25 protein-coding genes and 1 pseudogene are annotated in these 25,475 nt (G+C 67.5%); 13 read left to right on the top strand and 13 right to left on the bottom strand.

The window, feature by feature from the left end; genetic code table 11:
* A partial coding sequence (locus tag FA740_RS19930) for a hypothetical protein (RefSeq protein ID WP_211243733.1) occupies positions 1 to 275 on the top strand: 275 nt, incomplete at its 5' end.
* A gap of 14 nt (positions 276 to 289) precedes the next feature.
* Here FA740_RS19930 and FA740_RS16920 read toward each other — a convergent pair.
* The 4 genes from FA740_RS16920 to FA740_RS16935 all read right to left on the bottom strand — a co-directional run bounded on the left by FA740_RS16920 (position 290) and on the right by FA740_RS16935 (position 4,267).
* On the bottom strand, positions 290 to 910 hold the full coding sequence (locus FA740_RS16920) for a protein-methionine-sulfoxide reductase heme-binding subunit MsrQ (RefSeq protein WP_136857986.1): 621 nt from the start codon (positions 908 to 910) through the stop codon (positions 290 to 292).
* Positions 910 to 1,821 (bottom strand): protein-methionine-sulfoxide reductase catalytic subunit MsrP, encoded by a 912-nt coding sequence (msrP, locus tag FA740_RS16925; RefSeq protein ID WP_169306348.1) that lies wholly within the window; start codon positions 1,819 to 1,821, stop codon positions 910 to 912. Before msrP ends, FA740_RS16920 begins: the two co-directional genes overlap by 1 nt.
* A 119-nt stretch (positions 1,822 to 1,940) precedes the next feature.
* Positions 1,941 to 3,977 carry a DNA helicase RecQ gene (gene recQ / locus FA740_RS16930; protein WP_136857987.1) on the bottom strand — a complete coding sequence of 679 codons (2,037 nt, stop codon included), beginning with the start codon at positions 3,975 to 3,977 and terminating at the stop codon, positions 1,941 to 1,943.
* Complete coding sequence (locus FA740_RS16935; RefSeq protein ID WP_136857988.1) at positions 3,977 to 4,267, bottom strand: YggT family protein; 291 nt, start codon at positions 4,265 to 4,267, stop codon at positions 3,977 to 3,979. Before FA740_RS16935 ends, recQ begins: the two co-directional genes overlap by 1 nt.
* Positions 4,268 to 4,434: 167 nt before the next feature.
* On the opposite strand from FA740_RS16935, the gene FA740_RS16940 reads away from it, so the two are divergent.
* The 5 genes from FA740_RS16940 (at position 4,435) to FA740_RS16960 (ending at position 8,843) form a co-directional block, all read left to right on the top strand.
* Positions 4,435 to 4,995 (top strand): acyl-CoA thioesterase, encoded by a 561-nt coding sequence (locus FA740_RS16940; protein ID WP_136857989.1) that lies wholly within the window; start codon positions 4,435 to 4,437, stop codon positions 4,993 to 4,995.
* A gap of 42 nt (positions 4,996 to 5,037) precedes the next feature.
* Entirely contained in the window at positions 5,038 to 6,408 is a 1,371-nt protein-coding gene (locus FA740_RS16945) for an MFS transporter (protein ID WP_136857990.1), read from the top strand.
* Positions 6,405 to 7,268: a penicillin-insensitive murein endopeptidase gene (gene mepA / locus FA740_RS16950; RefSeq protein ID WP_136857991.1), complete on the top strand. Its 864-nt coding sequence runs from the start codon at positions 6,405 to 6,407 to the stop codon at positions 7,266 to 7,268. Before FA740_RS16945 ends, mepA begins: the two co-directional genes overlap by 4 nt.
* On the top strand, positions 7,241 to 8,143 hold the full coding sequence (locus FA740_RS16955; protein ID WP_136857992.1) for an esterase-like activity of phytase family protein: 903 nt from the start codon (positions 7,241 to 7,243) through the stop codon (positions 8,141 to 8,143). The genes mepA and FA740_RS16955 overlap by 28 nt, the downstream gene beginning before the upstream one ends.
* 97 nt (positions 8,144 to 8,240) lie before the next feature.
* Positions 8,241 to 8,843, top strand: a complete 603-nt coding sequence (locus tag FA740_RS16960; RefSeq protein WP_136857993.1) for a queuosine precursor transporter — start codon at positions 8,241 to 8,243, stop codon at positions 8,841 to 8,843.
* A gap of 302 nt (positions 8,844 to 9,145) precedes the next feature.
* On the opposite strand, the gene FA740_RS16965 is transcribed toward FA740_RS16960, so the two are convergent.
* Together FA740_RS16965 and FA740_RS16970 are read right to left on the bottom strand one after the other, a co-directional pair.
* Complete coding sequence (locus FA740_RS16965; RefSeq protein WP_211243734.1) at positions 9,146 to 10,906, bottom strand: L-lactate permease; 1,761 nt, start codon at positions 10,904 to 10,906, stop codon at positions 9,146 to 9,148.
* Between the two features lie 112 nt (positions 10,907 to 11,018).
* Entirely contained in the window at positions 11,019 to 12,200 is a 1,182-nt protein-coding gene (locus tag FA740_RS16970; protein ID WP_136857994.1) for an acetyl-CoA C-acyltransferase family protein, read from the bottom strand.
* A 128-nt stretch (positions 12,201 to 12,328) separates the two neighbouring features.
* Here FA740_RS16970 and FA740_RS16975 point away from each other — a divergent pair, with 128 nt between their 5' ends.
* The 3 genes from FA740_RS16975 to FA740_RS16985 all read left to right on the top strand — a co-directional run bounded on the left by FA740_RS16975 (position 12,329) and on the right by FA740_RS16985 (position 14,040).
* The gene (locus tag FA740_RS16975) at positions 12,329 to 12,715 is read left to right on the top strand and encodes a winged helix-turn-helix domain-containing protein (protein ID WP_136857995.1); all 387 of its coding nucleotides are present in this window, start codon (positions 12,329 to 12,331) and stop codon (positions 12,713 to 12,715) included.
* Positions 12,716 to 12,818: 103 nt separating this feature from the next.
* Positions 12,819 to 13,400, top strand: a complete 582-nt coding sequence (locus FA740_RS16980; protein WP_136857996.1) for a transglycosylase SLT domain-containing protein — start codon at positions 12,819 to 12,821, stop codon at positions 13,398 to 13,400.
* 52 nt (positions 13,401 to 13,452) lie between these two features.
* Positions 13,453 to 14,040 (top strand): glutathione S-transferase family protein, encoded by a 588-nt coding sequence (locus FA740_RS16985; protein ID WP_136857997.1) that lies wholly within the window; start codon positions 13,453 to 13,455, stop codon positions 14,038 to 14,040.
* Here FA740_RS16985 and FA740_RS16990 read toward each other — a convergent pair.
* From FA740_RS16990 to FA740_RS17010, 5 genes are all read right to left on the bottom strand, one after another.
* On the bottom strand, positions 14,019 to 15,167 hold the full coding sequence (locus FA740_RS16990) for a TIGR03862 family flavoprotein (protein WP_246053698.1): 1,149 nt from the start codon (positions 15,165 to 15,167) through the stop codon (positions 14,019 to 14,021). The genes FA740_RS16985 and FA740_RS16990 overlap by 22 nt on opposite strands.
* Positions 15,168 to 15,205: 38 nt before the next feature.
* Positions 15,206 to 16,234 carry a DNA polymerase III subunit delta gene (holA, locus tag FA740_RS16995; protein ID WP_136857999.1) on the bottom strand — a complete coding sequence of 343 codons (1,029 nt, stop codon included), beginning with the start codon at positions 16,232 to 16,234 and terminating at the stop codon, positions 15,206 to 15,208.
* A 4-nt stretch (positions 16,235 to 16,238) separates the two neighbouring features.
* On the bottom strand, positions 16,239 to 16,733 hold the full coding sequence (lptE, locus tag FA740_RS17000; RefSeq protein ID WP_136858000.1) for an LPS assembly lipoprotein LptE: 495 nt from the start codon (positions 16,731 to 16,733) through the stop codon (positions 16,239 to 16,241).
* Positions 16,720 to 19,257 carry a leucine--tRNA ligase gene (gene leuS, locus FA740_RS17005; protein WP_136858001.1) on the bottom strand — a complete coding sequence of 846 codons (2,538 nt, stop codon included), beginning with the start codon at positions 19,255 to 19,257 and terminating at the stop codon, positions 16,720 to 16,722. Before leuS ends, lptE begins: the two co-directional genes overlap by 14 nt.
* Before the next feature lie 68 nt (positions 19,258 to 19,325).
* On the bottom strand, positions 19,326 to 19,814 hold the full coding sequence (locus tag FA740_RS17010; RefSeq protein ID WP_136858002.1) for a DUF3576 domain-containing protein: 489 nt from the start codon (positions 19,812 to 19,814) through the stop codon (positions 19,326 to 19,328).
* A gap of 271 nt (positions 19,815 to 20,085) precedes the next feature.
* Between FA740_RS17010 and FA740_RS17015 the strand changes: the two genes are divergently transcribed.
* Both FA740_RS17015 and FA740_RS17020 read left to right on the top strand, forming a co-directional pair.
* Positions 20,086 to 21,081, top strand: a complete 996-nt coding sequence (locus tag FA740_RS17015; RefSeq protein WP_136858003.1) for a porin — start codon at positions 20,086 to 20,088, stop codon at positions 21,079 to 21,081.
* A 73-nt stretch (positions 21,082 to 21,154) separates the two neighbouring features.
* The gene (locus tag FA740_RS17020) at positions 21,155 to 21,808 is read left to right on the top strand and encodes a YggS family pyridoxal phosphate-dependent enzyme (RefSeq protein WP_136858004.1); all 654 of its coding nucleotides are present in this window, start codon (positions 21,155 to 21,157) and stop codon (positions 21,806 to 21,808) included.
* Positions 21,809 to 21,815: 7 nt separating this feature from the next.
* Here the strand turns inward: FA740_RS17020 and FA740_RS17025 are convergent, their stop codons facing one another.
* Together FA740_RS17025 and ribA are read right to left on the bottom strand one after the other, a co-directional pair.
* A complete protein-coding gene (locus tag FA740_RS17025) occupies positions 21,816 to 22,307 on the bottom strand; it encodes a L,D-transpeptidase family protein (protein WP_136858009.1) in 492 nt (163 codons plus the stop codon).
* A gap of 5 nt (positions 22,308 to 22,312) precedes the next feature.
* Positions 22,313 to 23,371 (bottom strand): GTP cyclohydrolase II, encoded by a 1,059-nt coding sequence (ribA, locus tag FA740_RS17030; RefSeq protein WP_136858005.1) that lies wholly within the window; start codon positions 23,369 to 23,371, stop codon positions 22,313 to 22,315.
* Positions 23,372 to 23,505: 134 nt separating this feature from the next.
* Between ribA and FA740_RS17035 the strand changes: the two genes are divergently transcribed.
* Positions 23,506 to 24,192, top strand: coding sequence for a response regulator transcription factor (locus FA740_RS17035; RefSeq protein ID WP_136858006.1), 687 nt, complete (start codon positions 23,506 to 23,508; stop codon positions 24,190 to 24,192).
* A gap of 633 nt (positions 24,193 to 24,825) precedes the next feature.
* Positions 24,826 to 25,325, top strand: a pseudogene (locus FA740_RS17040) (transposase); the annotation flags it as partial.
* Between the last annotated feature and the right edge of the window lie 150 nt (positions 25,326 to 25,475).

Raw genomic sequence — 25,475 nt, forward strand, 5'->3', positions numbered from 1 at the left:
ATGACGACCGAACCGCCCGCATATCTCTTCAGATATCCATCAATGTCAAAAAGCAAGAGAACCAAAATCACGATCACGACGTCAACTCGACGCCACAACCGTCACCAAATCCCCAGAATGTCTCCCGTTCCAACCGCGCCTCTCAGCACCGCCTTCCCGGGCCCTCCAGCGTTCCCGCCTTCGGTGAAGCGGTGTTTAGGCCGAGCCGCCGGAGGACGCAAGCGGGTTTTGTGAAAAAAACGTGTCAGCCGGTCAAATTTCTCACAAACCACTGATATTGAATACTATTTCAGGACCGTTGAGGCCGCGTCCAGGGCATTGGCCGTCGAATCACCAGCCGCGAGGCCAGCAGAACGCCGATGATCGCAGCCCAGAGGATCGGTGCGACTTCGTTGACCTTGATCGCCCACAGCCAGTGCATCGCGGCCAGGATGGCGCCGCCATAGACCAGCATATGCAGGCGTCGCCACGCCTGCCCGCCCATGCGCCGCAGCGCCAGGTTGTTCGACGTCACCGCCAGGGCCAGCAGAATCAGGAACGCCCCCATGCCGAACAGCAGATAGGGCCGCTTGAGGATGTCGCGCCCCATCTGTCCCCACAGCAGCCCCATATCCAGAACCACCCAGGCCAGCACATGTGGCAGCGCATAGGCAAAGCAGATCACCCCGATCGCCCGGCGGAACCGCATCAGCGACACACCCGTCAGGCGCAGCAGCGGCGTGACCGCCAGCCCCCCCACCAGGAAATACAGCGCCGTCCGGCCAAGGCGGTGTTCGACCTCCTGCACGGGATCGACGCCCAGGCCGCCGGTCAGGATGTCCCACATCAGCACGGCAAAGGGCACAGCCCCCGCCAGCCAGACCGCCCAGACCGGAATGCGTCGCAGCGTGTCGTTGATGGTCCGGATCATCAGTAGTTCACCGCCAGGTCCATCCCCGCATAAAGCGACGCGACCTGATCGCCATAGCCGTTGAACATCAGCGTCTCCTTGCGACCGCCGAACAGGCCCGCGCCGATGACGCGTTCCGTGGCCTGGCTCCAGCGGGGGTGATCCACCGTCGGGTTCACGTTGGCATAGAACCCGTATTCGTTGGCCTGCAGCTGTTTCCAGGTGTTGACGGGCTGATCCTCGCGCAGGTGGATGCGCACGATCGACTTGATCGACTTGAAGCCGTATTTCCACGGCACGACCAGCCGGATCGGCGCGCCGTTCTGATTGGGCATCGGCTGATCATATAGGCCGGTGGCCAAAATGGTCAGCGGGTGCATCGCCTCGTCCAGGCGCAGCCCCTCGCGATAGGGCCAGTCCAGGATGGCGCGGCGCTGGCCGATCATCTCCTCGGGGCGGACCAAAGTCTCGAATTCGACGTATTTCGCCGAGGGCTGGACGCCCACCCGGGACAGCACGCTGGCCAGCGGCACGCCGATCCAGGGGACGACCATCGACCAGGCCTCGACGCAGCGGAGGCGATAGATGCGTTCCTCCAGCGCGTTGTCCGGGGCAAGATCCTCGACGCCATAGCTGCCGGGGCGGTCCACCAGGCCGGTGATCTCGACGGACCAGGGGTCGGTGGTCAGGGCATGGGCGTTGCGGGCGGGGTCTTCCTTGCCCGTGCCGAATTCGTAGAAATTGTTGTAATTGGTGATTTCCTCAAAGGTGTTCGGCGTCTGATCCGTGGACAGGGGGGACGGCCGCGCGCTCAGCGTCTGCGCGCCGGCAAGGCCGGGCAGGGCCGCGGCGGCGATGCCCGCGGCCATGAATTTCCGCCGATCCAGAAAGATCTTATGCGGCGTGACGTCAGACCAGTTCAGCTTCATCATGTCCTCCGATCGGGCTGGCCCGCAGGCGGGCAGACCCTTGCGTTATCGCATGATCCACGCGGGCAGTTACGCAAATGATGCATCACGTTCGGTTGACCGGAGCGGTTGACCGGGCGCGTTCAGTCCGCGCGGGCGATCTCGGCCAGGAAGGCATCGGCAAAGCGGTCCAGCCGGGGCTGGTCCAGATGCCGGGCCAGCGCGTCGGGGCTGGCCGGGCGGCTTTCCGCGATGCGCTTGATCTGCGCGGTGGAACAGGACAGCGGCTTGTCGGTGCCCTCGGGGCCGCGCTGCAGGTCCAGCTGCACGGCCAGCAGCCGGTCGAACAGCGCGCCCTCGGGCTTGCCCGCAAGCGCCCGGCGCGCGGGGTGCATCTCGGGCTGGGCGCCTGCGATGACCTCCAGGAAGGCGCGACCGAAACTATCCAGTTTCTTGGCGCCCACGCCACCGATGCGCGCCATCTGATCCAGGTCCTGCGGCCGTTTCTCGGCCATCTCGATCAGGGTGCGGTCGGGAAAGATGACGTAAGCCGGCACGCGCGCCGCCTCGGCCAGGGCGCGCCGCTTGGCCTTCAGCGCGGACAGCAGCGGCTCGTCCTCCTCGCTGACCTGGGTGCGCAGGACATTGGCGGGCTTGGCGCCCTTGGTCGTATCCTCGCGCAGGGTCACGCTGGCCTCGCCGCGCAGGATCGGGTGCGCGGCCTCGGTCAGGTGCAGGGCGCCGTGGCGTTCCGGGTCGGGGCGGCACAGGTCCAGCCCCATCATCTGCCGGAAGATCGCCTGCCACTGCCCGCGCCCGTGTTCACGCCCCACGCCAAAGGTCGGCAGCTGGTCATGGCCGCGTTCGCGCACCTTGTCGGTGGTGGTGCCGGTCAGGATGTCGATCAGGTGGCCGCTGCCGAACCATTCGCCGGTGCGCACCATCGCGGACAGCGCCTTCCTGACCGCCAGCGTCCCGTCGAACAGCTTGGGCGGGGTCTGGCACAGATCGCAATTGCCGCAATCGGTGGCCATATCCTCGCCGAAATAGGCCAGCAGCTTGCGCCGCCGACAGCCCGTCGCCTCGGCCAGACCCAGCAGCGCGTTCAGACGCGCATGATCGCCCGACTTGCGCGCGGGGTCGGCCAGCCCCTCGTCGATCTGGGTGCGGCGCAGACGGATATCGTCGGGGCCATAGAGCGTCAGCGTATCCGCCGGATCGCCGTCGCGGCCCGCGCGGCCAATCTCCTGGTAATAGCCTTCGATGGATTTCGGCAGGTCGGCATGCATCACCCACCGGATGTCCGGCTTGTCGATGCCCATGCCAAAAGCGACGGTCGCCACGACGATCAGCCCGTCCTCGGTCTGGAACCGCGCCTCGGCCTCGCGCCGGGCCTCGGCCTCAAGCCCCGCGTGATAGGGGATCGCCGGGTGCCCCGCCTCGCGCAAGGCCTGCGCCAGCGTCTCGGTCCGTGCGCGTGCGCCGCAATAGATGATGCCCGATTGCCCGCGACGCGCCGCGGCATAGGCCAGGACCTGGGTCCGGGGGCTGTTCTTGGGCTGGAAGGCCAGCCGGATGTTCGGGCGGTCAAAGCCGCGCAGGAAGGTCACAGGGGCCCGCCCGTCGAACAGGCGCGTGACGATCTCGGCCCGGGTTTCGACATCGGCAGTGGCGGTAAAGGCCGCCAGCGGCACGTCCAGCGCGCGCTTCAGATCGCCGATGCGCAGATAATCGGGGCGGAAGTCATGGCCCCACTGGCTGACGCAATGCGCCTCGTCGACTGCGATGGCTGTGACGCCAGCCCGGCGCAGCAGGTTGACCGTCCCGCCCGAGGCCAGCCGTTCGGGCGCCATGTACAGCACCTTCATCCGCCCGTCCGCGATGGCGGCAAAGACCGCGTCCGTCTCGGCCTCGGTATTGCCGCTGGTCAGGGCCCCTGCCTCGACCCCCGCCTCGCGCAGCGCGCGCACCTGGTCGCGCATCAGCGCGATCAGCGGAGAGATGACCACCGTCACCCCGTCCCGCATCAGCGCGGGCAGCTGAAAGCACAGTGACTTCCCGCCGCCCGTCGGCATGATCGCCAGCACGTCGCGGCCTGCGGCCACCGCCTCGACGATCTCTTGCTGTCCGGGGCGGAAACCGTCGAATCCCCAGACCTGGCGCAGCAGGTCCGTAGGCATCAGCCGTAAAAGAAGCCCGCGTTGTTCGCCAGGGCGCGCTGCGCGATGATGATGGCGATGAACACGATCAGCGGCGCCAGATCCAGGCCGCCGGTATTGGGCAGGATGCCCCGGATCGGACGATAGATCGGCTCCAGCAGGCGGTTCAGCCCGTCCCAGATCTGCGCGACCAGCGGCTGGCGCAGGTTCAGCACCTGAAAGTTGATCAGCCAGGACATGATGATGTGGACGATCATGATGAACCACAGGACCTGCAGGATCAGTTGCAGGGCTTCGTACAGGGTTCCCATGGTCGTCTCCTTGGCTCACATCGCGCGCGTTCGACCCCTGTATGGCCGCAGGGCCCACGGGACGCAAGCGGGGCGCGACGGGATGCCGCCGCGTCCCGCTTGACGCCCGCGTGATCGCGCGCCACCCACGGGGCAGAACGAAAGGCCCCGCCCACGAAAGGCCCGCCATGTATCCGCTGATCCGCTTTGCCAAAGAACTGGTCAAGTTCCGCCACGCCCCCGCCCTGGACCCCCTGGGCACCCATGTGTCCACGCATATGTGCTGGCCCTGGGACCTGGACCCCTGGTGGGAGCTGAACAACGGCCGCACCCTGACCCTGTTCGATCTGGGCCGCATCCCGCTGGCGCGGCGCACCGGGCTGGTGCCGATTTTGCGCGCGAATGGCTGGGGCATCACCGTGGCGGGCAATTCGACCCGCTATCGCAAGCGCATCCGCGCGTTCCAGCGATTCACGATGATCTCGCGGACGGTGGGCTGGGACGCGCGCTTCGTCTATATGGAGCAGTCCATGTGGGCCGGCACGGAATGCTGCAACCAGGTGATGATCCGGTCCGCCGTGACCTCGGCCCAGGGCATCGTGCCCCCCGCCCGCGTGATGGAGGCCCTGGGCCACGGGCCCGACAGCCCGCCCCTGCCCGACTGGATCCAGGCCTGGATCGCGGCGGATGCGACCCGGCCCTGGCCGCCCATCATTCCGGATGACGCGAAACTTCACTTGCCACTGTAACGGCGCATGGCCCTTATGGCGGAAAAGCCATGGGGGACGGGCATGACGATCGATCGCAGGCGGGTCTGGGGCTGGTGGTTCTTTGACTGGGCCAGCCAGCCCTATCACACGCTGCTGCTGACCTTCGTCTTTTCGATCTATTTTGCCGAGGTCGCGCGGACGCATTTCATCGGCCAGGGCATGGACGCCGCGCTGGCCGGGGCGCAGGCGCAATCGCTGTGGGGCTACGGGCTGGCGATCAGCGGCGCGGTGATCGCGCTGGCCGCCCCCGTGCTGGGCGCCATCGCGGACAGTTCGGGGCGGCGGATGCCCTGGGTCTGGGTGTTCTCGGGGTTCTATGTCCTGGGCGCAGCGGGGCTGTGGAGCCTGACGCCCGACCAGCCGCCGCTGATCCAGGCGGTGATCCTGTTCGGCATCGGCCTGATCGGGGTCGAATTCGCGACCATCTTCACCAATGCCATGCTGCCCGCCCTGGCCCCGCGCGACGAGATCGGCCGCGTGTCGGGCTCGGGCTATGCCTTCGGCTATCTGGGCGGGGTCGTGGCGCTGGCACTGATGCTGCTGCTGTTCGCGGAAACGCCCTCGGGGCGGACCCTGCTGGGCATCCCGCCGCTGTTCGGGCTGGACCCGGCAGCGCGCGAGGGGACGCGCTTTGTCGGGCCCTTCACGGCCATCTGGTACGCGGTCTTCATGATCCCGTTCTTTCTGTGGGTGCGCGAACCGGGGCCGGGCCGCCCCGTGCAGATCCGCCGCGCCCTGCACGATCTGTGGGCCCTGATCCGCAGCCTGCGCCACCGGCGTAGCTTAGCGGCCTGGCTGGCCTCGTCGATGTTCTCGCGCGATGCGCTGAATGCGCTGTACGGGTTCGGGGGCGTCTATGCGGGGACGGTGCTGGGCTGGCCGGTGTTCCTGGCGGGCGTCTTCGGCGTGGTCAGCGCCATTTCGGCGGCGGTGATCAGCTGGCTGGGCGGACGCGCGGACCGCGCATTCGGCCCCCGCGCGGTGATCGTGGCGGCCATCCTGGCGCTGACGGCGGTCTGCGTGCTGCTGGTCGGCATGGACCGGACCTCCGTGCTGGGCATCCCCACGCCTGATGCGATCCTGGGCAACCTGCGCCTGCCCGACCTCATCTTCTTTGCCTGCGGGGCGGTAATCGGCGGCGCGGGCGGCGCGCTGCAGGCAGCCAGCCGCACGATGATGGTGCGCCACACCACCCCCGACCGCGCGACCGAGGGGTTCGGCCTCTATGCGCTGTCTGGCAAGGCGACCGCATTCCTGGCGCCCTTCCTGATCGCGGTGACCACCGATCTGACCGGGAATCAGCGCATCGGCTTTCTTCCCCTGATCGTGATCTTTCTTGTCGCGCTGGTTCTGCTAGTCTGGGTCGACCCCGAAGGAGAGACGCCCCCGTGATCCGCAAGACCCTGACCGCCGCCGCCGTCCTGATGGGCCTGGCCCTGCCCGCATCGGCCCAATCGCTGGCCAAGGACGTCTTCGGCGCCTTTCGCACCCCGTCGGGGGGACCGGCCGTCGCCATCGGCAACTATTCCCAGGGCTGCGCGCAGGGCCTGGTGCAGATGCCCGACAGCGGCCCCAGCTGGCAATCCATGCGCCTGTCGCGTGACCGCCATTGGGGCCACCCGGTGATGATCGATTTCCTGCAGGGCCTGTCGCGCGCGGCGCAGCAGGCCGGTTGGCAGGGTCTCTATATCGGCGATATCAGCCAGCCGCGTGGCGGGCCGATGACCTCGGGGCATGCCAGCCACCAGATCGGGCTGGACGCCGATATCTGGATGCTGCCGCCATCCTCGCTGCAGCTCTCGCGCCAGCAGCGCGAAAACCTGTCCTCGGTCTCGGTCGTGGCGAATGGCGGCACGGCGCTGTCGGGCAACTGGACGGGGGCGCATATGTCGATCATGCGCGCCGCAGCCCGCGACCCCCGCGTGGAACGCATCTTCGTCGATCCGGTCGCCAAGGTCGCGATGTGCCAGATGGAGACCGGCAACCGCGACTGGCTGCGCAAGATCCGGCCCATCAACAACCATGACTATCACTTCCACGTCCGCATGAACTGCCCCGCAGGCTCCATGTGCCAGACCCCGAACCCGATCCCGGCAAGCGATGGCTGCGCCGAGGCGCAGGAATGGATCAACATCCGCATCGACCCCAGCCGGGCCCGGCCCTCGACCCCCGACCCCGATTACCGCCACCCCCGCACCTTCCGGATGAGCGACCTGCCCAGCCAATGTTCGACCGTCGCCTCCGCGCCCTGACGCTTGCCCTGACCGCGTTTCTCGCAACCGCGCCTGCCCATGCAGGCGCGGTTCTTGATTACGTGGGCACCTTTGTCTGGCGTGACGACCACCCCAGCTTTGGCGGGTTTTCCGGCATCGAGATCAGCCCGGACGGCACCGGGTTCCACGCCCTGACCGACCGGTCGCACCTGTATTGGGGCCGGGTGGAACGCGACGACCAGGGCCTGGTGCGCGGCATGGCCGTGGCCGGGCGCGCGAACCTGCGCGACAGCGCGGGCCAGCCCCTGCCCCCCGGCTATACCGGCGACAGCGAGGGCATCGCCGTGGGCGCCGATGGCCGCATCCATGTCAGCTTCGAAGGGCTGGACCGCGTCGCCACCTATGACAGCCCCGACGCCCCCGCCACCCGCCTGCCCCGCCCGCCGCAGATCCCCGGCATGGGCCTGAACAGCGGGCTGGAGGCGCTGGCCATCCGCGACGGCACCCTGTTCGCCGTCCCCGAACGCTCGGCCAACGAGGCGACGCCCTTCACCGTGCTGGCCTTTGACGGCGAATGGACGGAATACGCCCAGATCCGCCGCGACCCGCGCTGGCTGGCGGTGGGCGCCGATTTCGGCCCCGACGGCTGGTTCTATCTGCTGGAGCGCGACTTTCGCGGTATCCTGGGGTTCAGCAGCCGCATCCGCCGGATGCAGCTGACCCCCGGCGTCATCCAGGACGACCAGATCCTGCTGGAGACGCGCCCGCTGCAATACGACAACCTGGAGGGGATCTCGGTCTGGGATGACGGGACGGGCATCCGCATCACGATGATCTCGGACGACAACTTCCTGTTCCTGCAGCGCACCGAGATCGTCGAATACCGCCTGCGCCCCGACCCGTCCGGCGATTGACAAGCCGGGGCGGCGGGGCGTAAGGCCCGCGCTGCCCCGCCGCCCTGCGGACCAAGGGGGCCGAGTTTCTCCGCAACCTTGTCAAAACGGACCCGTCATGACCCGCTTTCTGCCCGGCATCCTGGCCATGGCCGCCATCGTGGTGGCCTCCAACATCCTTGTCCAGTTCACGGTGGCCACCTGGCTGACCTGGGGCGCCTTCACCTATCCGCTGGCCTTTCTGGTCACCGACGTGATGAACCGCGTCTATGGCGCGCAGGCCGCGCGGCGCGTGGTGCTGGCCGGGTTCGTCACCGGGGTCGCCTGGTCGCTGATCGCCGCAGGGCTGGAGGCCACGACCCTGCGAATCGCCATCGCCTCGGGGACGGCGTTTCTGGTCGCGCAGATGGTCGATGTGCAGGTCTTCGACAGCCTGCGGGGCGGGCGCTGGTGGCGGGCGCCGCTGGTGTCCACGCTGATCGGATCGGCGCTGGATACGGTGCTGTTCTTCGGCATCGCCTTCTCGGGCCTGCTGCCCGCGGACATCAATACGGGCTGGGCGACCGAGACGGTTCCGCTGCTTGGTCACGGACCGCTCAATCCGCTGTGGGTTTCGCTGGCACTTGCCGATTGGCTGGTCAAGCTGTGTCTGGCCCTACTGGCTCTGGTGCCATTCCGGATCATTGTCCGCAATTTGTTGGGTCGCGGCGCCGAAAGCTGATTGACAGATTCTCGATCTGTGTCAGCCTGCACATATACAGCAATCTTTTGAAAGGAGGTGGTCCAGTGTCTAGAGTGATAGTGGAGAGACGTTTCGGAACAGTCGGGGGGACCGTCGCCTGAGGGCAGCCCCGAAGGCGCGTTACCCTGGTTGGGACCGGACCCCGGTCCGCCCCTAACCGGACCATCTCCTTGGATCTCGCGGGCCGCCTCCTTGCTGGGCGGCCCGTTCCTTTTGGGGCTGCCCCCATGTGGCGCGGCCCCGGCAGGCGCGGGGGGCTGGCCGCCCCCCCGCACGTCTTGTCAGCCGCGGACGGCGCGGCTTTCGCGGTTGGACCGCATCGCGGCGATCACCACGACGGCCCAGATCACCGCCGCCAGCCACCACAGCCCGCCCGCGATCAGCGCCATCCCGACCAGACCCGCCTGCACCACGTAATAGACCATGGTGATCAGCGTCTTGCGGATGATGTCGCCTTCCCGGTCGGTCAGGCCGACGACGGCCGAGGCTGCGACCACGTTATGCACGCAGACCATGTTGCCCGCCGCCCCGCCGACCGCCTGCAGCACGACGACCACGGTGATCCCGGCCAGATCCAGCCCGATGCCCTGCGCGGTCGAGAACTGGAACAGCGCGAACATCATGTTCGACACGGTATTCGACCCCGCGATAAAGGCCCCCAATGCGCCCACGATCGGCGCGAACAGCGGCCATGACCCGCCCGCGGCCCCGGCCATCCCCTCGGCCAGGGTGATGGGCATGGAGCCCACGCCCGGTGAGCCGGAGTTGATGAACACTTGGACCATCGGCACCGCCAGCAGCAGCGCGGGCGCCGCGGCCAGCATGGTGCGCCCCGAGATCGCCCAGGCCCGCCCGTAATCGCGCCCCCGCATCCGGAACAGCCCGACCGAGATCAGCGAGGCGATGATCATCACCGTCCCTGGCGAATAGGCGAACTGCGCCGTTGCGTTGATCCCCGATCCGAACAGGTCGCGCAGCGCGATAGTCGTGTCCGGCCCGGTTAGCCAGGCCTTGAGCGGCGCGATGGTCCGGGTCAGCACCAACAGCACCGCCACGATCACATAGGGCATCCAGGCGCGCAGCAGCCCGATGCGCCGGTCCTCGGGCCCCAGATCGGCCTGATCCGGCTCCAGCTGACCCTGCCAGCCCGCACCCCATTGCGCGCGGGGCGGAAAGTCGAACCGGTCCGAGGGCAGGAACCACCCCGCCCGCGCCGCCGGCACCACGATCATCAGCCCGATCAGCCCGCCCAGCAGCGACGGGAATTCCGGTCCCAGAACCCGCGCGACCGCCAGATAGGGCAGCGTGAAGGCCAGCCCGGCAAAGATGGCGAATTTCCACGCCCGGAACCCTTCGGCAAAGCTGCGGCTGGTGCCGAAGAACCGCGTCAGCATGCTCACCATCAACAGCGGGACCAGCACCCCCACCAGCGCATGGACCAGCGCCACCTGAGCCGCGACGACGGGCACGTATTCCGCGACGGTCAGGGGCGCGATGGCGGCCTCGACCTCGGGGCTGTTGGACAGGCCGGTGCTGATGCCCACCAGCATCGGCGTGCCGACGGCGCCAAAGGATACCGGCGTGGACTGGATGATCAGCGTGACCATCACCGCCGCCATGGCCGGAAACCCGATCGCCAGCAGCAGCGGCGCCGCCACCGCGGCGGGGGTGCCGAACCCGGACGCCCCCTCGATCATCGACCCGAACATCCAGGCGATGATGATGGCCTGGATGCGCCGGTCCGGCGAGATATCGGTGAACCCCTGCCGGATCGCCCGGATCGCCCCCGATTCCTGCACCGTGTACAGCAGCAGGATCGCCCCGAACACGATGTAGAGCAGCGTCACCGCCGTCAGCAGGCCGTTGACCGTGGCCCCCGCGACGCGGGCCAGGGGCGCGCCCCACAGCACCAGCGCCAGCCCGACCGTGACCAGATAGGCCGCCAGCATGGACAGCTTGGCCGACCGGCGCATCACCACCAGCAGCAAAAAGACCACCACGACCGGCAAGGCCGCGGCAATGAACATAACTCCCTGTGACACCTCGTCTCCTCCTCGATTTGTCTGCATCACTCGGGACGGGTTTCGGGCGGAAAGCAAGAAAAAACCGGTCTGGAAACCAGACCGGTTGTCCTGTGCGGCAACTAACGCGGGGTCAGTCGCGGCGGATGGCGATGGCGATGCCCTGACCGCCGCCGATGCACATGGTGATCAGCGCGGTGCGCCCGCCCGTCCGCTCCAGCTCGTGGATGGCCTTGACCATCAGGATCGCGCCGGTGGCGCCGACCGGATGGCCCAGGGCGATGGCGCCGCCATTGGGGTTGACGCGGGCCGGGTCCAGTCCCAGGCCCTTGTTCACGGCCAGGGCCTGCGCGGCAAAGGCCTCGTTCGATTCGACCACGTCGAAATCACCGGCCTTCAACCCGGTCCGCGCCATCAGCGCCTCGACCGCGGGGACCGGGCCGATGCCCATGACCTCGGGGCGCACGCCCGCGACGGCATAGCCCAGAATGCGCGCCCGCGGGGTCAGGCCCGCGCGTTCGGCGGCATCCGCCCGCGCCAGGACCAGCGCCGCGGCGCCGTCGTTGATGCCGCTGGCATTGCCCGCGGTAACGCTGCCGCCCTTCTGGAACACGGCCTTGAGGCCAGCCAGCTTGTCCAGGCTGGTGTCCTTGGGGTGCTCGTCCGTGTCAAAGGCGACCATGCCCTTGCGCGACTTGACCTCGATGGGCACGATCTGGTCCCTGAAATGGCCTGCCGCGATGGCCGCCGCCGCGCGACGCTGCGATTCCATCGCGAATTCGTCCTGCTGTTCGCGGGTGATGTCATGCTCGGCGGCGACGTTCTCGGCGGTGACGCCCATATGGCCGGTGCCCATCGGGCAGGTCAGCGCGCCGGTCATCATGTCCAGCATCGCCTGATCGCCCATCTTGGCCCCAAAGCGGGCCGAAGGCACGACATAGGGCGAACGGCTCATGCTTTCGGCGCCGCCCGCGATGGCGAAATCGGCGTCGCCCAGCATCAGCGCCTGCGCGGCGGACACGATGGCCTGCGCGCCCGAACCGCACAGGCGGTTCACGTTCATCGCGGGCGTGGTGTGCAGGATGCCTGCCTCCAGCATGGCCACGCGGGACAAATACATATCGCGGGGTTCGGTGTTGATCACATGGCCAAAGACCACCTGCCCGATCTGGTCGGGGGCCACGCCCGCCCGCTCCAGCGCGGCGCGGGTGACGGTGGTGGCCAGCTGGATCGGCGGGATGGCCGCCAGGCTGCCCCCAAAGGTGCCGATGGCGGTGCGGGCGCCGGACAGGATGACGATATCGGATGCGGACATGGATGGGCCTCCTCTTGCCTGGGGGACAGTCTAGGGCGTGGGCGTGATGCCGCAAGCCGTGCCGTCACGGCAAATTGCGGACCCGGTCCCAAGGCGCTATGCTGCGGCGGAATATCGAGAGAGATCCCATGACCCAGACCGCGAACCAGACTGCCGCGCCGCACCGGCTGCGCATCAAGCTGCGGCTGGAATACGATTCCCCGCTGATCCTGGGGCCGGGCAAGGCCGAACTGCTGTCGCGCATCGGGCGTCTGGGGTCGATCTCGGCCGCCGCGCGCGAGATGGGGATGAGCTACAAGCGCGCCTGGACCCTGGTCGAGGAGATGAACGCGGCCTTTGCCGATCCGGTGATCGACAGCGCGCGAGGCGGCGCGGGCGGCGGCGGCGCGACCGTGACCCCGACCGGACAGCAGGTCCTGGCGCATTATCGCGCGCTGGAGACGCTGCTGCGCGAGGCGGGCCATGACGATCTGCAGGCGCTGAACGCGCTGCTGCGCCCCGAGCGCGCGGACTGATCCGTCGGCGGCCCGGCGCCCGCCCATCGGCTTTCTGATTTCACCGCCGCGTGATTTCCCGTAATATCAGGCAAAAGCCAAGAATGAGCAGAACGAGGGCAGAATGAACAGGCTTCTCAAACTGGCCATCGTCGGGCTGGTGGCGTCCTGCGGGGGCGGAAACTTCAGCGCGCCGCGACAGCTGGACAATGCCTGCGCGATCGCCGCGGAACGGCCCGCCTATCTGCGCGCGATGCGTGCGACAGAACGGAAATGGGGCGTTCCGGTGCATGTGCAGATGGCGACGATGTATCAGGAATCGAAATTCATCGGCGATGCGCGCACGCCCCATCAATACGCGCTTGGCGTCATTCCGATCGGTCGCCAGAGCAGCGCCTTTGGCTATTCCCAGGCCCTGGACGGCACCTGGGAGGAGTATCAGCGCAACAGCGGCAACCGCCGGGCACAGCGCGACAACATCCGCGACGCCACCGATTTCATGGGCTGGTACATGGACGGCACCCAACGCCAGCTGGGCCTGTCCAAACATGACGCGACGTCGCAATACCTGGCCTATCACGAGGGTCGCGGCGGGTTCTCTCGCGGCAGCCACCGGCAAAAGCCGTGGCTGATGCGCGTCGCGGGCCAGGTCGGCCAGCGATCCGAGATGTATCGCCAGCAGTTGGTCGCCTGCCGCCGCGCTTGACGCGGGCGCGGGGCCGGGGCCTTCTGTCCGTTCAACGGTCAGGAGGACCCCCATGTACCGCGTCATCGGCACCGCCAAGTCCCGCGCCCTGCGCGTCCTGTGGATGCTGGAGGAGCTGGGCCAACCCTACGAGCACATCCCCGCCAATCCGCGCAGCGACGGCGTGGCGCAGTTCAACCCGGCGGGCAAGGTGCCGGTCCTGATCGACGACGGCACGCCGATCACCGATTCGACCGCGATCCTGACCTATCTGGCCGACCGCCATGGCGACCTGACCCATCCCGCGGGCACGCTGGACCGGGCGCGCCAGGACAGCCTGACCCAGTTCCTGCTGGACGAATTCGACGCGGCACTGTGGCTGGCCGCACGCCACAGCTTTATCCTGCCCGAGGAGATGCGCCTTGGCGCGATCAAGAACACCCTGCGATGGGAGTTCGAGACCAGCCAGCGCACGCTGATCCACCGCATGTCCGACGGCCCCTTCCTGATGGGCGATCGGATGACCGTGCCTGACCTGATCCTGGCGCATTGCCTGGACTGGGCGCTGACGGCGCGCTTTCCGGTGGTGGAACACAAGCTGACCGATTACCTGGACCGCATCCGCCAGCGGCCCGCCTATCAGCGCGCGATGGCGCTTTGAAGGCGCGCGGCCGCGGCCTCTCCGGCGCGGCGGCCGGTGGCCAGGCAGGCGGTCAGCAGATAGCCGCCCGTCGGCGCCTCCCAGTCCAGCATCTCTCCGGCGGCAAAGACGCCGGGCAGGGCGCGCAGCTCCAGATCAGGCGTCAGCGCATCGGCGGTGATTCCCCCGGCGGATGAGATCGCCCGCTCCAGCCCCATCGGCCCGGCATGGCGCAGCGGCAACGCCTTGGCCCGCGCGGCCCAGCCATCGGCGGTGTCCGGCAAGGGCCGTCCCCATTCCAGCAGCAGCCCGACCCGCGCCGGATCGCCCAGAATGCGGCGCAGCCAGTTGCCCAGGCTGAGCTTTCCGCGCGGCTGCGCAAAGCGCCGCGCCAGCGCTGCCCTGTCCAGATCGGGGGCCAGATCGACATGGGCCGCCTGCCCGTCACGGATCAGGGCCGCGACGGCATAGACGCCGCCGCCCTCGATACCGTCGGGGGTGATGACCCATTCGCCACGGCTGACACTGTCACCCGCGCGGATCGCGACACCCTTGACCGGCGCACCGTACAGCCGCGCCATCGCGGGCGACCAGTCAACGCGAAACCCCATGTTGGCCGGGCGGAACGGCGCGATGGCGACCCCTGCCCCGGCCAGAATCGGCACCCAACCCGCATCCGACCCCAGACGCGGCCAACTGGCCCCGCCAAGCGCCAGCACCGTCACATCGGGGCGCAGCACCTGGCGCCCGTCGGGCGTGTCAAAGACGAACCCGCCCTCCAGCCCGACCCACCGCCAGCGCGACCGCAGATCCACCCCGCCCGCGCGCAGCCGCGCCAGCCAAGCCCGCAGCAGGGGCGAGGCCTTCATGCCCACCGGAAACACCCGCCCCGTCGACCCGGCGAACAGCGCGATGCCCAGGCCCTCGGCCCAGTCCCGCACCGCCTGCGAGCCGAAGATCCCGGCCTCCGTCGCCAGATAGTCGCGCCCCTCAGCCCCCGCGATCTGCGCGCCGAATGCCGCAAGCGGTTCGTCGCGCGTCAGGTTCAGCCCGGACTTCCCCGCCATCAGAAACTTGCGCGCGGGCGTGGGCATGGCATCGACCACCACCACCTGCCGGTCCCGCGCCATCAGCGCCTCGGCCGCCATCAGCCCGGCAGGCCCGGCCCCGATCACCAGCGCAAGGCTCACCGCCGCCCCCGCGGCTTCATCGCCAGGCGCAGCAGCGCGCGTTCCACCAGCGGCATCTGCGGCGCGCGGCTGGAGGATCGCAGCGTCATGTCCGTGCTCAGCAGCAGCGACACCGCCTCCTCCAACGGGCCCATGCCCCAGCTTTGCGCCTGGCGGGTCATGCGGTCGCGGCGCGGGCCAAAGACCGGCGGCCGCGCGCGGGCCAGCGCCACCCCCGGCCCTGCCGGATCGGCAGCCGCCAGATGCAGCGCCCGGAAATGGCGCAGCGCCGCGATGCACAGGGCCACGGGCTGGATGCCCTGATGTTCGATCCGCCGCATGAGGGGGCCGAAATCCTCCTCGCGGCGTTCGGCGACGGTGTGGATCAGCTCGTCCATGTCGGCCTCAATGGTGGCGGGGGCCAGCAGGGCGATCTCGTCCACCGTCAGGGGGGCGGGGTCCTGATACTTGTACAGTCCAATCTTCTCGACCGTCTGGCGCAGATCGCCGGGGTCCAGCGCGCGCGCCAGCAGGGCCAGTTCGCGCATCGCGTCGCGCGGCACCTCGCGCAGGCCGGCCTCGGCCAGCCAGCGGGCGATCTCGTCCTCCGACGGCGGATCGTCATAAATGGGGGCGGTCACCGCCTGGCCATGCGTCTCGAACAGGCGGCGCAGGGATGACGACTTGGACAGGCTGGCCGCGGTGACCACGATCACCGCATCCCCCTGTCGCCAGCCGGTCAGCGCATCGCGGATCGCGTCGGTGGCCAGATCGGGCGTGTCCTCGACCACGACCACGCGGGGGCCGGGAAAGAACCCCACCTCGCGCACCGCGTCGATCAGCTGGGCGGGGTCCTTTTTCAGGCCCGCGCCGGGCATCCGGGTCAGGCGCATCTCCTCATCGGCCTTGTCGCCGGCCAGCGCACGCACGACCTCGGCCCGTTTCAGCGCCACGCGCATCGCGTCCTGCCCATAGATCAGCACCCCCGGCCGCGAGGGGTCGGGGCGGGCCAGATAGCGCGCGATCTCGGCCCCTTTCAGCAGCATGGCGTCAATCCGGCAGGGAGCGGGCAGCGGCCAGCAGGCGCGTCACCACCTGATCGGCCAGCATCAGGGCCAGCCGCTCGCGCGCATCGCCCTCGGCCGCCAATGTCGAGATCGTCGTGCCGGTCGTGGAATAAGAGGTAAAGCTGCTGACCCGCCCCTGCGTGATCACCGCCCCCCCCGGCCCGGTCAGCGCGAAATCAGCGGTGCCGTTCAGCGAATAGCGGGTCGTGACCTCATCCGGGGTGATGGCCTGCGCCACGACGCCCGCGTTGATCTGATAATCCAGGTCATAGACGGCCGCATCCTCGGGGCCCAAACGCTCGGCCAGGCGGCGGTTGAAGACAAAGTCCAGCGGCGTGTCCGGGTCGCGCGGGCGGACCTTGCCGAACAGTCTGCCGCCCCCCCCGCCCGGCCCATAGACCGGCGACAGCCCGCAGGCCGCCAGCCCGGATACGGCCAGCAGGCCCAGCAGGACCGCGCGGCGATCAGGCGACCACATTGACGATCCGCCCCGGCACCACGATCAGCTTTTTCACCGCAGCCCCCTCCAGGAACCGCAGGACGGTATCGTCGGCCAGCACCATGGCCTCGATCTGGTCCTTGGGCATGTCCTTGGGGACGGTGATCTCGGCCCGGCGCTTGCCGTTGATCTGGATGGGCAGGGTCACGCTGTCATCCTCCAGCATCGCGGGGTCGGCCACGGGCCAGCCCGCATCGACGACCATGCCCTGCCCGCCCGATTTCGACCAGACCTCCTCGGCCAGGTGCGGCACCATCGGTGCCATCAGCTGGGCCATGATGCGCAGGGCCGCGCGGCGCGCCTCTCCGCCCGCCTGCGATTTCGCCACCGCATTGGCCAGTTCATACAACTTCGCGACCGCCTTGTTGAAGGCGAATCCCTCGATCGCCTTGGTGACATCGGCGATGGCACGATGCGCCGCGCGCGTCAGGTCGGCGTCGTCGCCCCCCTCGGGGACCTCATCGGCCAGGCGCCAGACGCGGGACAGGAACTTGAACGCGGCCTCGGCTCCTGCGGCGGTCCATTCCACGTCACGCTCGGGCGGGCTGTCGGACAGCATGAACCAGCGTGCGGTGTCCGCGCCAAAGCTTTCGACGATATTGACCGGATCGACGACGTTCTTCTTCGATTTCGACATCTTGGCCGAGGGGATCACCTCGACCGCCGTGCCGTCGGCCAGTTTCCCGTCCGTCACGTCCTCGGGCAGGTGATAGACAGGGCGGCCCCGATCATCGGTGGTGCGATAGATCTCGTGCGTGACCATGCCCTGGGTGAACAGCGCATCGAAGGGCTCACCCGCGGCCTCGGGCAGGTGGCCCGTCTTGACCATCGCCCGGGCGAAGAATCGCGAATACAGAAGGTGCAGGATCGCATGTTCGATGCCGCCGATATACTGGTCCACGTTCATCCAGTAATCCGCATCGGCTCGGTCGGTCGGCGTATCCGCCCCCGGCGAGGTGAACCGCGCGTAATACCAGGACGAATCGACAAAGGTGTCCATCGTGTCGGTTTCCCGACGCGCTGCCCCGCCGCATTTGGGGCAGGTCGCCTGACGCCAGCTCGGGTGGCGGTCCAGCGGGTTGCCCGGCACGTCGAAACTCACATCCTGCGGCAGCAGCACCGGCAGGTTCTGCTTCGCCTCGGGGGCTGTCCCGCAGCTGTCGCAATGCACGACCGGGATCGGACAGCCCCAATAGCGCTGACGCGATATGCCCCAGTCGCGCAGGCGAAACTTGGTCACGCCCTCGCCATAGCCCGCGCCTTCCGCATGGGCGATGGCGGCATCCACGGCGGCCTCGCCGGTCTGGTCGGCCTCGCCGGCAAATCCGCGGACATAGGTCACGGTCTCGGCCTTGGCCGGAACAAAGGGCGCCTTGGCGACCAGCGCATCCGCCGCGGCCTGATCCATGCCGCGTTCCCCGAAGGTCGCGCGGACCGGCAGGCCGTATTTCGTGGCGAACTCGTGGTCGCGCTCGTCATGCGCGGGGCTACCAAAGATCGCGCCGGTGCCGTAATCCATCAGCACGAAATTCGCGATCCAGATCGGCAGGTGCCACTCCGCGTCCAGCGGATGGGCGACGGTCAGGCCCGTGTCGAAGCCCAGCTTGGGCGCGGTCTCGATCGCCTCCTCGGTGGTGCCGATCTTGCGGCATTCGTCGCGGAAGGCCTCAATCTCGGGGCGGGTGGCCGCCAGCTCCTTGACCAAGGGATGGTCCGGCGACAGCGCGACGAAGCTGGCCCCCATCAGCGTGTCGGGGCGGGTCGTATAGACCTCGATCGCCTCATGACCCGCCGGCGCATCGACCGTGGCGAAACGGAACTGCAACCCACGCGACTTGCCGATCCAGTTGGCCTGCATCAGGCGCACCTTCTCGGGCCAGCCGGTCAGCCCGTCCAGCGCCTCCAACAGCTCATCGCTGTAATCGCTGATCTTGAAGAACCACTGCGTCAGCTCGCGCCGCTCGACCGTCGCGCCGGAACGCCAGCCCTTGCCGTCGATCACCTGTTCATTGGCCAGCACGGTCATGTCGACCGGGTCCCAGTTCACCTGCGCCGACTTGCGCGTGATCAGCCCGGCCTCCAGCATGTCCAGAAACAGCGCCTGCTGCTGCGCCACATAAGCGTCGTCGCAGGTCGCGAATTCGCGGCTCCAGTCGATGGACAGGCCCAGGGGCTTCAACTGATCCCGCATGGTCGCGATATTGGCATAGGTCCAGTCGCGCGGATGGCCGCCCTGTTCCATCGCGGCGTTCTCAGCCGGCATGCCGAAGGCGTCCCAGCCCATCGGATGCAACACGCTGAATCCCTGCGCGCGCTTGAACCGCGCCACCACGTCGCCCATCGTATAGTTGCGCACATGGCCCATATGGATGCGCCCCGAGGGATAGGGGAACATCTCCAGCACATAATATTTCGGGCGTTCGTCGCGGATGGCGGCGAATGTGCCGGCATCGGCCCAGGCCGTCTGCCAACGGGCTTCGCTTGTCGCGGGATCATAGGGCATGGGGAACCTCGGGCGTCATTCGTTGCCCGCAGGGTCTATACGCCCGACCCCTGCGGGTCCAGATGCCCTTACAGGCGACCGTCCTGCAGGCGCAGCTGGCGGGCGCGGGTCAGGATGGCGTCCTCGACCGCGCGCACGGTGCCGGGTTCCACGGCGCCGCCGCCCGGCCCCTGCAGCGACAGGCGCAGGCTGCGCGCATCCAGCGCCGGGTCGCTGATCTGGATCGTGGCGCGATAGGACCGCCCCCCGCCCGGCGGCGTGCCGAACCCGGTCTGGATCACCCCGGTGAACGGGTCGATCGTCTGCACCGGCAGAAAGTTCAGCACGTCCAGGCTGGCATTCCACAGGTACTTGTTCACGCCGACCATCTGATCGGGATTCCCCGAGCGACGCAGCAGATCCTGAATGCGCGTGCCGCGTTGACCGGCGCCCATGTCGGGGCCGTCGAACATGGTGCCGCCCGCAGGCCCGGTGTTGCGCGCCGACGAGCCGCAGGCGGCAAGCCCCGCGCAAAGCGTCGTGGCGATCAGCAGGCGCGCGGCGCGTGCATAGGTCATCCTGGTCCCCCGAAGGTCAGTGTCGTCGCGGCCAGCATTAGCCCGGAACCGCCCGGCGAAACAAGCGATTTGGGGCCGCACAGACAGGGGCCGCGCAGGCCCGGCGGCCCACCGCCGGGCAAAGTGTGGCGCAAGTGCATCACGGAAATGGGCAAAGAAATCAGGGCGCGCTTGATTCCGTTGCATCACAATCGCGAAAGGGTGAAACAAATTGCATACCCAGGGCGGGACCGCCGGCTTGGGCAACAGAGAGACAAGAGGGAACACCACCATGAAAAAGGCTCTGATCGCCTCGACCGCGCTGGTCATGACCGCCGGCATCGCCGCTGCAGACGTCACCATCTCGGGCTACGGCCGTACGGCCGTGAACTATGAAGAAGGCCGCAGCACTTTCGTTGATGACGTGCTCACTTCGCAAAACGAGACGCAGGTTTCTGCACGCGTTCGCCTGAACGTGCACGCTACGACCTCGACCGATCAGGGCGTTGATTTCGGTGCGCGTCTGCGCCTGCAGTGGGACCAGGGCGACAGCGGTATTGACCGCGTCTCGCCGGGCCAAATCTATGTGACCGCCAGCGGCTTTACTGTTGCCGTGGGCAACGTCGGCACCGCCTTCGACAACGCCGGCCTGCTGTACGCATCGGAAGTGGGCCTGATCAGCCGTTCGTTCGGCAACCCGATGGGTGATTTCTATGCCTACGAGTCGAAAAGCTACGGCGCCAACAACAACCGCCTTGGCGTCTCGGTCGAGTATGCAGTTGACGCACTGAAAGCACGCTTCTCCTACGTTGACGCGGACCAGACCGGTCTGACTGACGCCGACGAAGAAATCAGCATCTCGGTCGACTACGACTGGAATGATGTTGCTCTGTCGGCAGCTGCCCTGAAGGACGGCAAAAGCATTGACGGCAACGATCAGTATTTCCTTGGCGCGTACTACACCCTGGCAGGCACCGAGAACGGCGTTGGTCTGAGCTACATTGACAACGGCGTTGCGAACAAACCGGTTGTCGTTGATGGCATCCGCACGGGCACCGCGAACGTCGAGCAGGGCAAGACGTTCGTTCTGTATGGTGACTATGTTGTCGCACCGCTGACCACGATCAGCGCCTATGTCGCCAACAACGATGCGGCCGGCAACGAGACCGACAATGCATTCGGGATCGGCGCTCGTTACGACCTGGGCGGCGCCTACCTGGCCGGCTCTCTGGAGCGTGGCTACGACGAAAACGTCCGCGGCGACTTCGGTGTCCGCTTCGACTTCTGATCCTTCGCGATCAAACGTCACCATGGAAAGAGCGGGCCTTGCGCCCGCTCTTTTCTTTTTGTCAGGTAGGGCCATGGGACTGGATGACATCACCCGCCGCATCCGCGCGGCCGAAATCGCAGCCGGGCGCGCGCCGGGCAGCGTCACGCTGATCGCGGTCAGCAAGCTGCAACCCCCCGAGCGGGTTGAGGCCGTGCTGGACGCAGGCCACACCGTCTTCGGCGAAAATTACGTCCAGGAGGCGCAGGGCAAATGGCCCGCATGGCGCCAGGCGCATCCCGCCGCATCCGTCCACATGATCGGCCCGCTGCAGTCGAACAAGGCGCGGGCGGCGGTTCAGCTGTTCGACGCGATCCACACGCTGGACCGCGTGACCCTGGCGCGCAAGCTGGCCGCCCAGATGGGCGAACAGGACCGCCATCCGCAGCTTTTCGTGCAGGTCAATACCGGGGACGAGCCGCAAAAGGCGGGGATCCTGGCGGATGAACTGCCGGGCTTTCTGGCGCTGTGCGCTGAGCTGCGCCTGCGCCCCGAGGGCCTGATGTGCATCCCCCCCGAGGATCAGGACCCGGTGCCGCATTTCCGCCTGCTGCGCGATCTGGCGCAGGCGCATGGCCTGCCCGGCCTGTCGATGGGCATGAGCGCCGATTTCGAGGCCGCCATCGCCCATGGCGCGACCCATGTGCGGGTCGGCTCGGCGATCTTCGGGGCGCGAGTGACCGGCTGAGGCCGCCTCAGCCGCCCAGGGCGCGCGGGATGACCAGCCGCGTTCCCGGCCGGGCCTGCCGGACGATCCGCATCAGATCGGGGCGCGCGAAGGCGATGCAACCCTCGGTGCCGGTACCGGGCCTGCGCCACTGATGCAGGAAGATCGCCGAACCGCGGCCCGGCACCCCATCCGCGTTCCAATCCGTCGTCAGGATCAGGTCATACAGCGGATCGGCCCGGCGCAGCCGCTCATGGCTGGCCGCCAGGGGCGCGCGGACGTGGCGGTTATAGGCCGGATGGCCCGGGTCATCGCACCACAGATCGCCCGGCCCGATCGCCCGCGCCCAGGGCGCGGGCCGCGCCAGGCGGTCGGGGCGATACCACAGCCCGGTGATGCGCAGGATGCCCGCAGGCGTGGCGTGATCGCCCTCGCGCTTGGTCGCGGTGACGCCCGCGCGGCCGATGCTGCAGGGAAACAGCCGCCCCCGCCACAGAAGGCCCTGTCGGGTCAGCACCATGGCGCTCACAGCAGATGCCCCGATTTCTGCGCCTTGATGTCCAGATAGCCCGCATTGTGGCGGTTCGGCGGCACGATCAGCGGCACCCGTTCCGGCACGGCGATCCCATGGGCCTGCATCATCGCGACCTTGCGCGGGTTGTTGGTCATCAGCCGCACCGCCTCGAACCCCAACCGCCGCAGCAGCGCCGCCCCAATGCGGAAATCACGCTCATCATCCTCGAAGCCAAGGCGGTGATTGGCCTCGACCGTGTCGAATCCCTGGTTCTGCAGGTCATAGGCGCGCATCTTGTTGGCCAGCCCGATGCCCCGCCCCTCCTGGTTCAGATAGAGCAGCACCCCCGCCCCCGCCTGCCCCATCGCGGCCAGGGCGGCGTTCAGCTGCGGCCCGCAATCGCATTTCAGGCTGCCCAGCACATCACCGGTGAAACAGGCCGAATGCAGCCGCGCCAGGACGGGCGCGTCGCGGGGCGGGTCGCCGATCTCGATGGCGTAATGCTCCTCGGCCCCGTCATCGGGGCGAAAGATATGCAGGCGCGACCGCTCGGCCGCCAGCAGCGGCAAGCGGGCGGCGGCGACCGGGGCCATCGCCGTCTCGGCCGCCAGCTGCGCCAGCACCGGGCCGGGCGGCAGCGCGGTCAACCCCGGCTGCGCGGGCGCCGCCACCAGCAGCATCGCGGGCAGCAGCTGCGCCGACTTGGCCAGCGCCAGCGCGGCGCGGTGGGCCGACACATCCCCCTCGCGCAGCGTCGTCAGCGGCCCTTTCAGCGGTGTCATCAGATCGCCCGCCGGATCGGCCAGCGCACGCAACCAAACCAGATCGGCCCCCGCAGGCAGCGCCACCCGCGCCAGATCGCCGTCATAGGCGCGCGCCTTCAGCGTCTCGGCCCGCCGCCCGGTCAGGGCCAGCACCGCGGGGCCAAGCGCGCGCAGATCGGCCAGCCGTTCGGGCGACAGGGTCTCGACCGCGGCGGCCAGATGGTCGCCCAGGGCGATGGGCAGGCCCATGCGCAGGTCGGCGCGGGCGCGGGCGATGGTCTCGGGCAGGGTCGGGATCAGGGTCATGGGACACGCATTCTTGAAACAGTCTGAAACATAGCGCACCGATCCGACAACTCCATGTGAGAATTCGCACATGACGCTGGACGGACGCGGCGTCCGGGCCCAACTCCTTGTCCAACAACGCAAAGGAGGCAATCATGGCCGGACTGAAGAAGATCCTGCTGGTCGATGACGAGGAAGACCTGCGCGAGGCGCTGGCCGAACAGCTGGTCGCGACCGACGATTTCGACGTGACCGAGGCCGGCAACGGCGCCGAGGCGGTCGAGGCCACCAAGAACGCCATCTTTGACCTGGTGGTGCTGGATGTGGGCCTGCCCGACACCGACGGGCGAGAGCTGTGCAAGAAGCTGCGCAAGCTGAACGTCAAATGCCCCATCGTGATGCTGACCGGTCATGACACCGATGCCGACACGATCCTGGGCCTGGATGCGGGTGCCAACGACTATGTCACCAAGCCGTTCAAGTTTCCCGTCCTGCTGGCCCGCCTGCGCGCGCAGCTGCGCACGCATGAGCAGTCCGAGGACGCGATCTTTCAGTTGGGGCCGTACACGTTCAAGCCGTCGATGAAGATGCTGATCGACGTCAAGGACCGCAAGATCCGCCTGACCGAGAAGGAAACCAACATCCTCAAGTTCCTGTACCGCGCGCAGGACGGGGTGGTGGCCCGCGACGTGCTGCTGCACGAGGTCTGGGGATACAATGCGGGCGTGACCACGCATACGCTGGAAACCCACATCTATCGCCTGCGCCAGAAGATCGAGCCCGACCCCTCGAACGCACGTCTGCTGGTGACGGAATCGGGCGGCTATCGCCTGGTCGCCTAAGCCCTTTCGGCAGGTTTCTGCGCAGTGAAAAAGCGTGGGAACCGGTAGCAGGGTGCGGCGTTTTGATACCGAAGCCCAGTGGTCGGCGGATGCGGCCACACCCCTCCCTCTCTGATGCCCCGGCGTTCCCTGCGCCGGGGCTTCTCTTTATTGGGGGAGGGTTCGTCAAGGTGGCATTGTTGCCCTATAGTCGCCGTCTGCTATGCGGGACAGACAAGAGGGTCATAGTTTAGTAGTCACGCAAAAATCGGGGCAGATTCCCACCTGGTATCTTCAGGAATGAAGGGAATTTCGTTGGGATCTGATCATGTTTGCCAGACCAAGTTACGTGCACACAGGGCACACTGCGTTCGTCTTCTGTATCAAGCACCAGACCATCATCGTTCGCGGCGCATTTCGCAATCACAGCAAGCTTGTCTGAGAAATTAAAAAACGGGTGGAGCGGACCGATCTCGGACTGCATCTCTCGAGCAAGGCATTCTGAACGAGAAGCGTTCACGTAGAATCAAACATTGTCTCTTGGAATATGTGGAAGCTCAGCTGTCATTGCTCATCCCCTCTGCTGGCGATTGACCTGTCACGGGATTTTTCCTCCACGGCCGATTAGAGTCCGCCCCAACTTGAGGACGGACAATGAAGCGCACAAGGTTTACGGATGAGCAGATCATCGGCATCCTTGGCGAGCACGGTCGACGTATACGTCGACGGCGCGAAGTGCGCTGACCTGTGCCGCAAGCACGGCATGTCGGAAGGCACCGTCTATAACTGGAAGGCCAAGTTCGGCGGCATGACGGTGTCGGAGGCCAAGCGGCTGAAGACGCTCGAGGATGAGAACGCGAAGCTGAAGAGGCTTCTGGCCGAGCAGATGCTGGATCTGGCTGCGATGAAGGAGCTGGTTTCAAAAAAGTGGTGACGCCTGCCGTGAAGCGCGAGGCGGTCGCGCATCTGAATGCCCTGCTCGGGCTCTTGGAACGGCGGGCGTGCCGGATTGTCAGAGCGGATCGCAAGGTGGTCCGCTACGACGCGCGAGCCGTGCGCCGGACACGGTGCTGGGCGATTGGTTGCGGGAGCTGGCCAACGAACGCCGACGCTTCGGTTATCGCCGGCTCTTCGTCCTCTTGCGCCGCGAGGGGGGCCTTCAGGCATCAATCGGATCTGAGCTGCTGCCGGTTTCGTGGACACGAAGATAAGATCGTGACCAAGGGACTGGAGATCGGACATGGTGAGACGGAAGTTCTCGAAGGAGTTCAAGTTTGAGGCTGTGAAGCTGGTGACAGAACGGG

It is taken from the genome of Paracoccus hibiscisoli (assembly GCF_005048265.1).
GTDB classification, from domain to species: Bacteria; Pseudomonadota; Alphaproteobacteria; order Rhodobacterales; family Rhodobacteraceae; genus Paracoccus; species Paracoccus hibiscisoli.

Excerpts from the sequence above, each read along its gene's own strand:
- FA740_RS16920 (WP_136857986.1), bottom strand. The coding sequence starts at position 910 with ATGATCCGGACCATCAACGACACGCTGCGACGCATTCCGGTCTGGGCG.
- msrP (WP_169306348.1), bottom strand. The coding sequence starts at position 1,821 with ATGATGAAGCTGAACTGGTCTGACGTCACGCCGCATAAGATCTTTCTG.
- recQ (WP_136857987.1), bottom strand. The coding sequence starts at position 3,977 with ATGCCTACGGACCTGCTGCGCCAGGTCTGGGGATTCGACGGTTTCCGC.
- FA740_RS16935 (WP_136857988.1), bottom strand. The coding sequence starts at position 4,267 with ATGGGAACCCTGTACGAAGCCCTGCAACTGATCCTGCAGGTCCTGTGG.
- FA740_RS16940 (WP_136857989.1), top strand. The coding sequence starts at position 4,435 with ATGTATCCGCTGATCCGCTTTGCCAAAGAACTGGTCAAGTTCCGCCAC.
- FA740_RS16945 (WP_136857990.1), top strand. The coding sequence starts at position 5,038 with ATGACGATCGATCGCAGGCGGGTCTGGGGCTGGTGGTTCTTTGACTGG.
- FA740_RS16955 (WP_136857992.1), top strand. The coding sequence starts at position 7,241 with ATGTTCGACCGTCGCCTCCGCGCCCTGACGCTTGCCCTGACCGCGTTT.
- FA740_RS16960 (WP_136857993.1), top strand. The coding sequence starts at position 8,241 with ATGACCCGCTTTCTGCCCGGCATCCTGGCCATGGCCGCCATCGTGGTG.
- FA740_RS16970 (WP_136857994.1), bottom strand. The coding sequence starts at position 12,200 with ATGTCCGCATCCGATATCGTCATCCTGTCCGGCGCCCGCACCGCCATC.
- FA740_RS16975 (WP_136857995.1), top strand. The coding sequence starts at position 12,329 with ATGACCCAGACCGCGAACCAGACTGCCGCGCCGCACCGGCTGCGCATC.
- FA740_RS16980 (WP_136857996.1), top strand. The coding sequence starts at position 12,819 with ATGAACAGGCTTCTCAAACTGGCCATCGTCGGGCTGGTGGCGTCCTGC.
- FA740_RS16985 (WP_136857997.1), top strand. The coding sequence starts at position 13,453 with ATGTACCGCGTCATCGGCACCGCCAAGTCCCGCGCCCTGCGCGTCCTG.
- FA740_RS16990 (WP_246053698.1), bottom strand. The coding sequence starts at position 15,167 with ATGGCGGCCGAGGCGCTGATGGCGCGGGACCGGCAGGTGGTGGTGGTC.
- holA (WP_136857999.1), bottom strand. The coding sequence starts at position 16,234 with ATGCTGCTGAAAGGGGCCGAGATCGCGCGCTATCTGGCCCGCCCCGAC.
- lptE (WP_136858000.1), bottom strand. The coding sequence starts at position 16,733 with ATGTGGTCGCCTGATCGCCGCGCGGTCCTGCTGGGCCTGCTGGCCGTA.
- leuS (WP_136858001.1), bottom strand. The coding sequence starts at position 19,257 with ATGCCCTATGATCCCGCGACAAGCGAAGCCCGTTGGCAGACGGCCTGG.
- FA740_RS17010 (WP_136858002.1), bottom strand. The coding sequence starts at position 19,814 with ATGACCTATGCACGCGCCGCGCGCCTGCTGATCGCCACGACGCTTTGC.
- FA740_RS17015 (WP_136858003.1), top strand. The coding sequence starts at position 20,086 with ATGAAAAAGGCTCTGATCGCCTCGACCGCGCTGGTCATGACCGCCGGC.
- FA740_RS17020 (WP_136858004.1), top strand. The coding sequence starts at position 21,155 with ATGGGACTGGATGACATCACCCGCCGCATCCGCGCGGCCGAAATCGCA.
- FA740_RS17025 (WP_136858009.1), bottom strand. The coding sequence starts at position 22,307 with ATGGTGCTGACCCGACAGGGCCTTCTGTGGCGGGGGCGGCTGTTTCCC.
- ribA (WP_136858005.1), bottom strand. The coding sequence starts at position 23,371 with ATGACCCTGATCCCGACCCTGCCCGAGACCATCGCCCGCGCCCGCGCC.
- FA740_RS17035 (WP_136858006.1), top strand. The coding sequence starts at position 23,506 with ATGGCCGGACTGAAGAAGATCCTGCTGGTCGATGACGAGGAAGACCTG.